General features: G+C 37.5%; 14 protein-coding genes. All 14 read left to right on the top strand.

The annotated features are described in order from the left end of the window. Positions 1 to 10 precede the first annotated feature (10 nt). Entirely contained in the window at positions 11 to 706 is a 696-nt protein-coding gene (gene ric, locus BN3326_RS05610; protein ID WP_069998114.1) for an iron-sulfur cluster repair di-iron protein, read from the top strand. 195 nt (positions 707 to 901) lie between these two features. Then, on the top strand, positions 902 to 1063 hold the full coding sequence (rd, locus tag BN3326_RS05605; RefSeq protein WP_069998113.1) for a rubredoxin: 162 nt from the start codon (positions 902 to 904) through the stop codon (positions 1061 to 1063). Between the two features lie 136 nt (positions 1064 to 1199). Beyond that, the gene (locus BN3326_RS05600; RefSeq protein WP_171903770.1) at positions 1200 to 2501 is read left to right on the top strand and encodes a protein kinase domain-containing protein; all 1302 of its coding nucleotides are present in this window, start codon (positions 1200 to 1202) and stop codon (positions 2499 to 2501) included. 29 nt (positions 2502 to 2530) lie between these two features. Continuing rightward, positions 2531 to 3232, top strand: a complete 702-nt coding sequence (locus BN3326_RS05595; RefSeq protein WP_069998112.1) for a vWA domain-containing protein — start codon at positions 2531 to 2533, stop codon at positions 3230 to 3232. Continuing rightward, positions 3213 to 4064: a PP2C family serine/threonine-protein phosphatase gene (locus BN3326_RS05590; protein WP_083258525.1), complete on the top strand. Its 852-nt coding sequence runs from the start codon at positions 3213 to 3215 to the stop codon at positions 4062 to 4064. Before BN3326_RS05595 ends, BN3326_RS05590 begins: the two co-directional genes overlap by 20 nt. Positions 4065 to 4071: 7 nt before the next feature. Further along, on the top strand, positions 4072 to 5127 hold the full coding sequence (locus BN3326_RS05585; RefSeq protein ID WP_069998110.1) for a tetratricopeptide repeat protein: 1056 nt from the start codon (positions 4072 to 4074) through the stop codon (positions 5125 to 5127). A 187-nt stretch (positions 5128 to 5314) separates the two neighbouring features. Further along, the gene (gene hisZ / locus BN3326_RS05580; protein ID WP_069998109.1) at positions 5315 to 6559 is read left to right on the top strand and encodes an ATP phosphoribosyltransferase regulatory subunit; all 1245 of its coding nucleotides are present in this window, start codon (positions 5315 to 5317) and stop codon (positions 6557 to 6559) included. A gap of 14 nt (positions 6560 to 6573) precedes the next feature. Continuing rightward, positions 6574 to 7215, top strand: a complete 642-nt coding sequence (gene hisG, locus BN3326_RS05575; RefSeq protein ID WP_069998108.1) for an ATP phosphoribosyltransferase — start codon at positions 6574 to 6576, stop codon at positions 7213 to 7215. Beyond that, positions 7212 to 8516 (top strand): histidinol dehydrogenase, encoded by a 1305-nt coding sequence (gene hisD / locus BN3326_RS05570; RefSeq protein ID WP_069998107.1) that lies wholly within the window; start codon positions 7212 to 7214, stop codon positions 8514 to 8516. Before hisG ends, hisD begins: the two co-directional genes overlap by 4 nt. Beyond that, a complete protein-coding gene (hisC, locus tag BN3326_RS05565) occupies positions 8513 to 9553 on the top strand; it encodes a histidinol-phosphate transaminase (protein WP_069998106.1) in 1041 nt (346 codons plus the stop codon). The genes hisD and hisC overlap by 4 nt, the downstream gene beginning before the upstream one ends. Before the next feature lie 12 nt (positions 9554 to 9565). Continuing rightward, positions 9566 to 10156, top strand: a complete 591-nt coding sequence (hisB, locus tag BN3326_RS05560; RefSeq protein ID WP_069998105.1) for an imidazoleglycerol-phosphate dehydratase HisB — start codon at positions 9566 to 9568, stop codon at positions 10154 to 10156. 4 nt (positions 10157 to 10160) lie between these two features. After that, on the top strand, positions 10161 to 10760 hold the full coding sequence (hisH, locus tag BN3326_RS05555) for an imidazole glycerol phosphate synthase subunit HisH (protein WP_069998104.1): 600 nt from the start codon (positions 10161 to 10163) through the stop codon (positions 10758 to 10760). 2 nt (positions 10761 to 10762) lie between these two features. Further along, positions 10763 to 11479 carry a 1-(5-phosphoribosyl)-5-[(5-phosphoribosylamino)methylideneamino]imidazole-4-carboxamide isomerase gene (hisA, locus tag BN3326_RS05550; protein WP_069998103.1) on the top strand — a complete coding sequence of 239 codons (717 nt, stop codon included), beginning with the start codon at positions 10763 to 10765 and terminating at the stop codon, positions 11477 to 11479. An 11-nt stretch (positions 11480 to 11490) separates the two neighbouring features. Continuing rightward, entirely contained in the window at positions 11491 to 12252 is a 762-nt protein-coding gene (hisF, locus tag BN3326_RS05545; protein WP_069998102.1) for an imidazole glycerol phosphate synthase subunit HisF, read from the top strand. The last annotated feature ends 10 nt before the right edge of the window (positions 12253 to 12262 follow it).

The raw sequence follows: 12262 nt of genomic DNA, 5'->3' as shown, positions 1-12262 counted from the left end.
AGGATGTATGATGAATCAACGCTTTAGTTTAGAAGACAGCATTGGAGCTATTGTAGCCCGATTTCCAGGTGCTGCAGATATTTTTTACACTTATCATATTGATTTTTGCTGTGGCGGAGATAGGCCCTTAAAAACAGCTGTAAATGCACAAAATCTTGATGGGAGTGAGATAATTAATGTACTTAATAACAAATATCAAGCATTTCTAGAAAGAAATGCTACATTTACAGACTGGGCAAAACAAACGCCAAGTCTCTTAATTGAGTATATCATAAATACCCATCATAGCTATCTAAGAGAAAAATTACCACAGTTAAGCGCCTATATTTCAAAAATTATGAAGGTGCATGGACAGTCCCATGAAGAATTATTTAAAGTGCATAAATTATTTAATCACTTAAGAACTGAGCTGGAAGCACATCTTGTAAAAGAAGAAGAACTTGTATTTCCACTCATAAAAAAATATGAAAGAGAAAAAGATCCTCTGCAGAAAGAACAGATTTTAAAAGTTATTGAAGAGCTTGAGAAGGAGCATACAGGGGCCGGAGATGTTATTAAATTATTAAGAGAAGTGACAGAGCATTACACTGTACCTCAAGATACTTGTGTAACTTTTGAAAGAACTTATCAGATGCTGCAGGAATTTGAGTTAGATTTATTTCAGCATATACATTTGGAAAACAATATCTTATTTAAGCGTTTTTAGCTAAAAAATATTAACTTTTACAAGGTTATTTAAAAACATAATAGCATAAAATTGGCATAATTTTCTTGACAGTGTACGAGTCCAGCATGTAAAATAATAAAATACACATAGCTTAATATTAAGCTTTAAACTAAGCTATTAAAGTTTTAAAAGCCTTTAAAAGTGATAAAATATTATTATTAGGAGGTTGATAGTATGACAAAGTACATTTGTACAGTATGTGATTATATTTATGATCCAGAGCAAGGCGATCCAGATGGTGGTATTGCACCAGGCACAGCATTTGAAGATATCCCTGAGGATTGGGTTTGTCCAGTATGTGGTGTTTCAAAATCTGATTTTGAAGTAACAGAATAATGATTTGAAAGTAAAGTGTAGTTAAGGCCTAAAAAAGTCTTAACTACACTTTTTATTAATTTAATGAAAATTTTATTATTGTATAGTATAATAAATGCAATTAAATAGCGAAAATGATAGAAAAGGGGGAGTGGATTTGACGATTTCTATGCTGCAAAGTGGCAATGAACTGATGTCTGTACATCATGTAGCTTATAAAGTGATTAGATTATTAGGAAGCGGTGGGCAAGGAGAAGTCTATGAAGTAAGTGCAAATGGTGAGCGCTATGCACTTAAATGGTATCACGCACATATGGCTACTAAAAATCAAAAAGCGATTATAGAAAAACTAGTAGAAAATGGAAGACCAGATGAACGGTTTTTATGGCCTATGGATATGGTTATATCAGATAGGACATTTGGATATATCATGGACTTAAGACCCACGTCATATAAAAGCATTGTGGATCTCATGAAAAGACGGGCAGAACCTTCTTTTTACGCGTTATGCACCGCGGGTTTTAATCTTGCAGATTGCTTTCAGAAGCTGCATTCTTTAGGTTATAGCTATTGTGATATTTCTTTTGGCAATACTTTTTTGGATCCTGAAAATGGAAATGTACTCGTTTGTGATAATGATAATGTCATAGTAAATGGAATGACAAACAGTAGTGTACAAGGCACCCTTGGCTTTATGGCACCTGAAATTGTAAGAGGTGAAAAAGGGCCATCGGCTGAGACGGATTTGTTTTCACTAGCTATTTTATTATTTTATATGTTTATGCTTCACCATCCTCTTGAAGGAGTGCAAGAAGCGAATATTAGATGTTTTGATGCAGCTGCAAAGCAAAAGATTTATGGACAAAAGCCGGTCTTTATATGGGATCCACAAGATAAATCGAATAGACCTATTTCGGGGTATCAAGATAATGCTATTATCTATTGGAACATTTATCCCAAGTTTATCAAAGCGCTTTTTACTGAAGCATTTACAGTAGGGATTAAAAATCCTAAAAAGAGAATTGTTGAAAATCAGTGGAAGCGCGCTTTCTTACAGCTAAGAGACAGCCTGATGATTTGTTCGCATTGCGGATGTGAAAATTTTTACCAAGAAAGGACAGCTATTGGAGCTGGGCATATATGCTGGTATTGTAATACAACTATTGATGCACCGCTTTTATTAAGGATCGGAAATCATTCAATAGTTCTTAATAAACATACTAAAATTTTTAAACATCATTTATACAATGACTTTAATCTAGAGGATCAAGTAGCAGAGATTTCACAGCATCCCAAGGATCCGGGAAAGTGGGGGCTAAGGAATACAAGTGAAGTGGTGTGGATGTTTATAAAAGCAGATGGCAGTACTGCAAGGGTAGAGCCAGGAAGAAATGTACCGCTTATAGAAGGCAGTAAAATTAATTTATTGCCTGCAGAGGCTGAAATTATAAAAGGGTAGCAGGGTTAAAGAATAAGGAGGAGTAGAAAATGGCAGAAGGATTTAAAAGACCAGGTGGAGAAATGGCATCAAGGCCTCTTCATTTTATGTGGCTTGTAGACTGTTCGGGGTCGATGATGGGAGAAAAAATACAATCGCTTAATTATGCAATCAGGCAGACAATACCAGATATGAAAAGTGCAGCAGATGAAAACCCAAATGCACAGCTTTATATCCGGGCTATTAAATTCTCAGAAGGTGCAAGCTGGCATATTGCAGCGCCAACGCCTATTGAGGAATTTGAATGGATAGACCTAGAAGCTGGAGGGCTTACGGATATGGGACAGGCTTTTAAGCTTGCAGCGGATCAGCTTCAAATGCCTCCTATGCCAGAGAGGGCCTTGCCGCCAGTACTTGTGCTGCTTTCAGATGGACAACCTACAGATGAGTATAAGAAAAATCTAGAGGAACTGCTAAATTTACCATGGGGTAAAAAAGCAGTTAAGATTGCGATTGCTATAGGTAGTGATGCCCAGACTGATGTGCTTCAAGAATTTATTAATAATCAAGAACTGCCTGTTTTGCAAGCTAATAATCCACAGGTGCTTATTAAATATATCAAGTGGGCATCTACTGTTGCGAAGCAAGTATCTTCACCTAGCAGCCATGCGGCAGGCACAGTCTCTATACAAACACCTATAGATATCGAAGCGATTCCGGTTGCAGCAGACGATGACAGCGATGTATGGTAAGGCCAAAACTACAGGGTGGTCTATTATAGGTGAATCTATTCGAGGTGCGGCACATATTAGAAATAATAAACCTTGTCAAGATGCGCTTAAGAGTTACCACGAAGAAGGGCTGGGCGTTATCTGCACTTTGGCAGATGGGCATGGCAGCGAGAAGTGTAAATATAGTGATGATGGCGCAAGAATTGCTACGTCCACTTCGTTGTCAGTAATACAAACAATAATAGGCAATCATAAAGAAGAAATATTGTATAGTGTTATGAGAAGCATAAAAGATGTCGATCTTCCAAAAACTATAGAAAAAGAATGGAAAGAGCAAGTTAGTGCTTTTCACCATTTAGAGCAGCGAGAACACATGCAGCATGATAAAGATCTCTACAGATTATATGGAACGACACTCCTTCTTTTATTTGTGACAAAACAATTTATTTTTGCACTGCAAATAGGTGATGGAGATATCTTAAGCGTATTTGATAACGGCGAAACTTCTTGGCTTATTGAGCCCGAAATCCAGCATGGAACAGAAACCTATTCTTTATGTCTTAATGAGAGTTGGAAGTATTTCAAAAATCAATTGATACCTATCTCGCAGCATACAGTACTCCCCGCGCTTTTCTTGGCATGTACAGATGGCTATGCAAATAGTTTTATAAGTTCTGGTGAATTTCTTAAAATTGGTCAAGACTATTTGGAGCTCATAAAGAAAAACCATATAACCTATATTGAGGCGCATCTTAAAGAATGGCTACAAGAGGCATCAGTATGTGGAAGCGGAGATGATATAAGTTTTGCACTGATTTATAATACTTGTTTAGATACATCCTTTGGAGGTTGAGTGCTGCATGAGAAAAAAGATAGTAGATCAGTTAATAGCTCTAAAAAATACGTATGGTGAAACGATACTATTTGACAATAGAAGACTCATTGCTTTTATTAAGGACTACTTTCCTTTTGCGAGAAGAGAACATCAGCTGCTTGCCAAAGGTATGGCAATAAACTTATACAGCACCATTAAAGGCTGTGACATACACAATTGTATGCTGATTAGAAATCAGTCTATCAGCCTACTGCATAAAGAACATTTAATGGATATACGTGCGGCAGAAGATGCAGTAGACTTATGGATAAGTTTTATTAAAAAAGAACAGGGGATTGATACGGCTTTTAGTGAGGATAAACTCTTAGTAGAAAAATTAGATGAAGCCTCTAAGCATCAGCTAAAAGCCTATCAGAAAACAGCTGAGCTCGGAGATCTGGAAGCTATTATGCATATCGCCCATACTTATTATAATGGAGAAAATACAGCTCAAAACCATGAAGAGGCAGTCAAATGGTACAAGAAAGCAGCTGCGTTAAACCATGTAGATGCTATGAATTACTTAGGCAATATGTATTATATGGGACAAGGTGAGGCAAGGAGTTATACAGAGGCGCTGAAATGGTATAAAAAGGCAGCAGCTTTAGAAAGTGCGACAGCTATGAATTATATTGGTAATATGTACTACGAAGGCAAAGGGGTTGCCATAGATCTTAATGAAGCTATGAACTGGTATCAAAGAGCAGCGAGGCTTGGCAACTATACAGCAATGTTTAATATTGGGTATATGTATTATGAGGGACATAGGAGTGAACATGAACAGACAGAGGCCTGGTATAAAGAGCAGGCTCAAAATGGCAGCATAGAAGCTATGAATCACCTAGCTTACATGTATCATACGGGAGACGGGACAGGTCAAGATTATGATAAGGCGCTTGCATTATATAGTGAAATCGCAAATTTAGGACATACCTCAGCGATGATTTGGATTGCTTATATGTATTTAAATGGACAAGGTGTTCAAAAAGATTATGAGGAAGCTATGAAATGGTGCAAAAAAGCAGCTTCAACTTTGGAATAAATATAAAACATTTAAAAAGGTTATCATAATGACAATTATCAATTATGAGACCTATTTTTTTATAATGAGGAAATATATTTAATAGCGTATAAAGTATTGATTTTTTTAGTAAATGAAGGTATACTAACTTTATTGATTTACCAATTTATTAGTTTAAAACTTTACAATGATAAAGCGAGGCGGTAATATGAAAAATTATACATTGCACATCCCAGAAGGGGTTAAAGATTATATAGGTGCGGAAGCAAGACTCAAAGAAAAAGTTCAAAACCAGATTAAACAAGTATTTCATACGTATAGCTATAATCTTATAGAGACGCCTACGTTTGAATACTTGGATGTCTTTACCTTAGGAGAAGCTGGCTTTCAGCAGACGCAGCTTTATAACCTTATTAATAGGCAAGGGGAGCTGGTGGCACTAAGAAGTGATATGACACGGGCCATAGCAAGGGTTGCGTGTACGCAAAACAGTAATATGCCCACGCCGCAGAGATACGCTTATGTCGCGAACAGCTTTAGATATCCAGAACGTTATCAAGGTAAACTCCATGAATTTACTCAAGCAGGTATAGAACTTGTAGGCAACAATAGTGCAGAAGCTGATGCTGAGGTCATTAAAGTAGCGATAGAAGCACTTAAGGCAGCGGGCGTTAGTCAGTTTACTATGCATATAGGCAGCAGTCAATTTTTAGAGTATATGTTAAGCGACATTGGACTTGGAAATAATGATAAAGAAGAGGTTTATCAGGCAATAGAGCAAAAAGATGCTGTTAAACTCAAAACGATATTAGAAGCTTCTAATATCGATAAAGATACTCTGGCTATGCTTTTAGAGCTGATACAGTGTGCAGGCAAAATAGATCTACTCAGAAGTGTTAAAGAAAAAATTGCTTGTGTTCGGTCAAAAGAAGCACTTAGTTATTTAGAAAATATATATGAGATTTTAGAAGAGTATGGTATTCATGACTTTATTTTGTTTGACTTTAGTCTTTTGTCTTATGGAAAATATTATACGGGTATTATGTTTCAAGCGTTTACCCTTGATATTGGCAGTGCTATTGTAGAAGGTGGAAGATATGATACACTATTATGTAAATTTGGTCGCAATCTGCCAGCAGTAGGATTTGGTATTCATATTAATTTGCTCCTCCAAAAAATTATTCAGCACAAGCCTCTTACAAATCTCAACCGTTCAAGAACACTTATTGTTTACACATCTTCTACAAGAAGTGCAGCATTAGAAGTCGCAGACGGTTTTAGAAAAGAAGGCTTAGTCGTTGAAAATAGTTTTGATGAAACGATAGAAAAAGCACTGGATTATGCCAAAGAGACAGGTATAGGGGGCGTTTTATATTTTAAAGAAGCTGATAAGGTCATTGTGTATAATCTTAAAGAAAATACTGTAGAAGAAACGACTATCAATCAGTTATAAAACAGGAGGATATTATGAATCAGATTACATTTGCATTAGCTAAAGGCAGACTTGCTAAAAAAGCAATGGGTATATTAAAAGAGATAGGTATCAGATGTACAGAAATGGAGGAAGAGAGCCGCAAGCTCCTTTTTACAAGTGATGATGGCAATTTTAGATTTTTTCTCTCAAAAGCCTCAGATGTCCCTACATATGTAGATTATGGCGTTGCAGACATAGGCATAGTGGGAAAAGATACGATTCTTGAAGAAAACAGGGACGTCTATGAAGTGTTAGATCTAGGGTTTGGCGCATGCCGTATGGCTGTAGCCGGAGAACCCATTAAAAAAGAATTACTGGAGAGCGGTGGTTTTTTAAGAGTTGCAACGAAGTACCCCTATATTGCAAAAAAGTACTTTGAAAAAACAAACAGACCTGTAGAGATTATTAAACTTAATGGATCAGTTGAACTAGGGCCAATCGTAGGGCTTTCAGATGTGATTGTTGATATTGTAGAAAGTGGTAAGACTTTAGAAGAAAACGGCCTTGTTGTTTTAGAACAAATCGTTCCTTTATCAGCTAGATGTATTGTAAATACTGCAAGCCTAAAGGTTAAACATGATGAGATTAGAACACTTTTAAACCAAATAGAAGCTAAAATGGGGGATTTAAAATGATTAAAATAATAGATCATAGTGATGATAAAAAACAATTTTTAGATGCCCTTCAAGTAAGAGGTAATATGGATACAGGCAAGTATGCACTTGCTACCAAACAAATTGTAGAAGATGTCAGAACAAATGGTGACAAAGCACTTTTTAAGTATACTGCGATGTGGGATTGTGAGGGTATTACTCAAGATAATATCAAAGTAACTCAACAAGAGATGAAGGCAGCTTTTTATGCATTAGAAGAAGATCTGCAAGAAGCTATCGTTCTAGCAGGAGGCAGAATACAGCAATTTCACCAGAAACAAAAACAAAATACTTGGATGGATGTTAAGGAGAATGGAGAAATTCTTGGACAGAGAATAACACCTATTGATAAAGCAGGGGTTTATGTACCTGGTGGTAAGGCGGCATATCCTTCCTCTGTACTGATGAATGTGATTCCAGCCAAAGTAGCAGGGGTTAAGCGTATTGTAATGGTGACACCCGCTTCAAAAGATGGGAATATCCCAAAAGAAGTGTTAGCTGCGGCTTATGTAGCAGGAGTAGATGAAGTTTATAAAATAGGAGGCGCTCAAGCGATAGCTGCGCTGGCTTTTGGAACAGATACTATTCCAAAAGTCGATAAGATTGTTGGACCTGGGAACATTTATGTGACCCTTGCAAAAAGAGAAGTATTTGGTTATGTCAGTATAGACTCTATTGCAGGCCCTAGTGAAATTCTTGTCATCGCAGATGGGAGTGCAAATCCTACTTTTGTTGCAGCGGACCTTTTGTCACAGGCAGAACACGATGAACTTGCCTCAGCTGTAATGATTACAACAGATAAAGCATTAGCCCTTCAGGTGAAAGATGAAGTGGCAAGGTTGTATGAGATCATGCCAAGAAAAGAAATTTTAAAAGAATCCCTTAAAAATTATTGTGCCATTATGATAGAAGAAAGTATAGATGCGGCTTGTGAGCTTTCAAATCATATTGCACCAGAACACTTAGAGCTTGCCGTTGCAGCACCTTTTGAGGTACTCACAAAAATTACCCATGCAGGGGCTATATTCCTCGGGCACTATACACCAGAGCCAGTAGGCGATTATATGGCGGGCCCCAACCACGTGCTGCCCACGAATGGGACTGCAAGATTTTTCTCTCCACTTGGTGTAGATGATTTTGTTAAAAAGAGCAGTATTCTTTCTTTTACAAAAGAGGCCCTGATACCTCTTGGGGATAAGATTGTAAAGTTTGCAGAAAGCGAAAGACTTTTTGCACATGCATTATCTATTCAAGTAAGGCTAGATGAGGAGGCCGGGAAATGAAGTTTTTAAGAGATAGATTTAAAACTATGAAACCTTATCATTCAGATTATATTACAGAAGGCATTAAGTTAGATGCCAATGAAAATCCATATCCAGTTCCAGAAGAAATGATTGTGCATATGCAGAAGTGGATCAGTACGATGCAGGTTTCAAGATACCCAGATACAGATAGCAAAGGCCTGATGCAAGCCATTGCTAAAGCTTATGATCTAAAGCCGCAAAATGTCATTTGTGGGGTAGGTTCAGATGAACTTTTAGACTGTATTTTAAGAGCGACCATAGAAAATGGCGATTATGTACTAGCGCCCTATCCTTCTTTTAGTATGTATCCACAGTTTACGATGCTTAATGCAGGAGCGCTGTTGCAAGTTGCCCTAAAAGAAGATTTTTCTTATGATGTACCTGGACTTATTGAAAAAATTTCAAAAAAACAGCCTAAGGTCATTTTTCTATGTCATCCTAATAATCCAACTGGAAGCGTACTAAGTTTAGAAGATATTAGTAAAATAGCAGAAGCTGCACAAGGGTTAGTGGTAGTAGATGAGGCATATGGAGAGTTTTGTGAGATCAGTGCCTTACCGCTTATTAACACTTTCAATAATATTATTGTGCTTAAAACTTTTTCAAAAGCTTATGCTCTTGCAGGTGCCAGAGTAGGCTATGGTCTGGCTTGTGAAGCGCTTATTGAACTACTTAATACGGTTAAAGTACCTTATAATCTCAATATTTTTTCACAGGAAATAGCGACTTGGGCTATAGAAAACAAAGTATTATTTGAGCCTATCATAGAAAATATTAAGCAGCAAAGAGCCTATTTAGATACAGAGCTTAAAGCACTTGGACTTACAGTGTATCCATCTGCTACTAATTTTATCTGGCTTAAGATGCCCAAAGAGGCGTATTTGGCTTTAGAGGAAGCGAAGGTTTATATCCGTAAGATGCAGTATGAGGGTAAACCTTATTATAGGATTACAGTGGGTACAGAGGATGAAAATAAAGTTTTGTTGAAAGTGCTTACTGATTATTTTAATGTCTAAGGAGGATAGAAGATGCGAAGTGCAAGTATACAAAGAGAAACAGCTGAAACAAGTATTACGCTTACGCTGAATATAGATGGTGAAGGTAAAACAGATATACAGACGGGAGTAGGCTTTTTTGATCATATGCTGACGCATATTGGCAAGCACTCTTTGAGTGACTTAACTGTCCATGCTAAAGGCGATCTGTATATTGACTGTCATCATACGGTAGAAGATACAGGGATAGTACTTGGGCAGGCTATTAAAGAAGCGCTTGGTACAAAAGAAGGGATTACAAGATATGGTCATGCTATTGTACCTATGGAAGAGGCGCTTATCTTATGTGCCATAGATATATCTGGACGACCCTATCTGGATATGGATACACCTTTTACAAATGATCGTGTAGGAGACTTTGATACGGAGATGACCGAAGAGTTTTTTAGAGCTGTATGCTTTCATGCAGGCCTGAATATGCATATGCAAGTTCTAAAAGGTAAAAATAATCATCATATTATAGAAGGCATGTGTAAAGCTTTTGCAAAAGCTATGATGGACGCTATGAGCTTAAATCCAAGAGTTAAAGGAGTTCCTTCTACAAAAGGAATGTTAGAGGTGTGATCATATGAAGATAGCAATTATAGATTATGGAATGGGTAATTTAAAAAGTGTATACAAGGCTTTTTTATCTTTAGGACTAGAGGCACAAGTCACATCAGATCCTAAAGAGATATTAAAAGCAGATAAGGTAGTGCTTCCTGGTGTAGGGGCCTTTAAAGATGCTATGGGTGAACTTAACAGGAGCGGCCTTACAGAGGCAATTTATGAATCGGTAGAAAAAGAAAAACCTTTTTTAGGGATTTGTCTTGGGATGCAGCTTCTTTTTGATAAAAGCTATGAATATGGTGAAGTAGAAGGTCTTAAACTTCTAAAAGGAGAAATAGTTAAATTAGATGTTCCTCTTAAAGTTCCTCATATGGGGTGGAATACTTTAAACTTCATAAAAAAAGAGCCGCTCTTTACAGGACTTTCTGATAACAGTTACGTGTATTTTGTACATTCTTATTACTTAGAAACGCAAGAAGATATTGTAAGCAGCACCACAAGCTACGGCAAAGAAATTGCTGTATCTGTACAAAAAGACAATATTTTTGCCACACAGTTCCACCCTGAAAAAAGTGGTGAGGTAGGACTGCAAATGCTTAAGAATTTTGGAGGAATGTGATCATGAAGTTATATCCAGCTATAGATTTAAAGGATGGCAACTGCGTAAGGCTTATTCAAGGCGACTACAATCAAGTAACTGTATATGGCAGTAATCCAGCTGAAATGGCAAAAAAATGGGAAAGCCTCGGTGGGGACTACTTACATATTGTAGACTTAGATGGGGCCAAAGAAGGCAAAGGTATTAATGATGAGGCAATAAGAGAAATCGTTAAAGCCATTGCTATTCCAATAGAACTTGGCGGGGGCATCCGCACGCTTGAAGATATTCAAGATAAACTTAATATGGGCGTAGATCGTATCATACTTGGCAGTGCAGCTATCAAAAATAAAGAGCTTGTAAAACAAGCTATAGATACCTTTGGCGCAGATAAAATAGTTGTCGGGGTAGATGCAAAAGCTGGTATGGTTGCCATAGAAGGCTGGCTTGAAGTTACAAACATATCTGCGCTTGCATTTTGTAAAGAGCTAGAATTATTAGGAGTTAAAACTGTTATTTATACTGATATAGCAAAAGATGGTATGATGCAAGGGCCTAATATAGAAGAAACTGAAAAACTTGTAAAAGCTACAAACCTTGATGTTATTGCTTCCGGCGGTGTTTCAACTTTAGAGGATTTAAGGAAGCTTGAAGCCATTAATGTTTACGGTGCTATTATAGGTAAAGCCCTTTATATAGGCGCTATACAATTAGAAGAAGCTGCCAGGCTCTTTAAATAGGAGGGGTAATCATGCTTAGTAAAAGAATTATACCATGTCTTGATGTAAAAGGCGGAAGAGTTGTAAAAGGTATCAATTTTGTTAATTTGATTGATGCAGGAGATCCTGTTAAGATTGCGAAGGCGTACAGCGATGCAGGGGCTGATGAAGTTGTATTTTTAGATATTACCGCTTCATCGGATGAGAGAAACATTATTTTGGACGTGGTGGAACGTACAGCAAGTGAAGTCTTTATACCGCTTACAGTAGGCGGTGGGATCAGAGGCATTGAAGATATTCGTAATATCCTTAATGCAGGGGCGGATAAAATATCCATGAACTCCTCGGCCATTAAAGATCCTACACTTATTAATAAAGGGGCAGAGCGTTTTGGCAGTCAATGTATAGTTGTAGCCATTGATGCTAAAAGAAAATCAGATGGAGAAGGATTTGAAGTTTATATCCATGGAGGCCGGATACCTACTGGCCTAGATGTAATCACATGGGCAAAGCTTGCCCAGGAAAGAGGGGCGGGAGAGATTCTCCTTACCAGTATGGATGCTGATGGTACCAAAATGGGCTATGATTTAGAAGTGACAAGGCTCGTAAGTGAAGCGGTCTCTATTCCAGTTATTGCCTCAGGCGGTGCAGGTAAAATGGAGCACTTCTTAGATGCCTTTAAGGAAGGGCGGGCAGATGCTGCGCTTGCAGCCTCCTTATTTCATTTCAAAGAATTAGAAATTGCAGAACTTAAAAAATACCTCAAGGCACAAAATGTTCCGGTGAGATTATAAGGAGATTAGC

Source organism: Cellulosilyticum sp. I15G10I2 (genome assembly GCF_900095725.1).
Classification (GTDB): Bacteria; Bacillota; Clostridia; order Lachnospirales; family Cellulosilyticaceae; genus FMMP01.
This window is presented reverse-complemented; position numbering and strand designations above follow the sequence as displayed.

Excerpts from the sequence above, each read along its gene's own strand:
- rd (WP_069998113.1), top strand. The coding sequence starts at position 902 with ATGACAAAGTACATTTGTACAGTATGTGATTATATTTATGATCCAGAG.
- BN3326_RS05585 (WP_069998110.1), top strand. The coding sequence starts at position 4,072 with ATGAGAAAAAAGATAGTAGATCAGTTAATAGCTCTAAAAAATACGTAT.
- BN3326_RS05595 (WP_069998112.1), top strand. The coding sequence starts at position 2,531 with ATGGCAGAAGGATTTAAAAGACCAGGTGGAGAAATGGCATCAAGGCCT.
- BN3326_RS05590 (WP_083258525.1), top strand. The coding sequence starts at position 3,213 with ATGACAGCGATGTATGGTAAGGCCAAAACTACAGGGTGGTCTATTATA.
- hisZ (WP_069998109.1), top strand. The coding sequence starts at position 5,315 with ATGAAAAATTATACATTGCACATCCCAGAAGGGGTTAAAGATTATATA.
- hisA (WP_069998103.1), top strand. The coding sequence starts at position 10,763 with ATGAAGTTATATCCAGCTATAGATTTAAAGGATGGCAACTGCGTAAGG.
- ric (WP_069998114.1), top strand. The coding sequence starts at position 11 with ATGAATCAACGCTTTAGTTTAGAAGACAGCATTGGAGCTATTGTAGCC.
- hisG (WP_069998108.1), top strand. The coding sequence starts at position 6,574 with ATGAATCAGATTACATTTGCATTAGCTAAAGGCAGACTTGCTAAAAAA.
- hisB (WP_069998105.1), top strand. The coding sequence starts at position 9,566 with ATGCGAAGTGCAAGTATACAAAGAGAAACAGCTGAAACAAGTATTACG.
- hisH (WP_069998104.1), top strand. The coding sequence starts at position 10,161 with ATGAAGATAGCAATTATAGATTATGGAATGGGTAATTTAAAAAGTGTA.
- hisD (WP_069998107.1), top strand. The coding sequence starts at position 7,212 with ATGATTAAAATAATAGATCATAGTGATGATAAAAAACAATTTTTAGAT.
- hisF (WP_069998102.1), top strand. The coding sequence starts at position 11,491 with ATGCTTAGTAAAAGAATTATACCATGTCTTGATGTAAAAGGCGGAAGA.
- hisC (WP_069998106.1), top strand. The coding sequence starts at position 8,513 with ATGAAGTTTTTAAGAGATAGATTTAAAACTATGAAACCTTATCATTCA.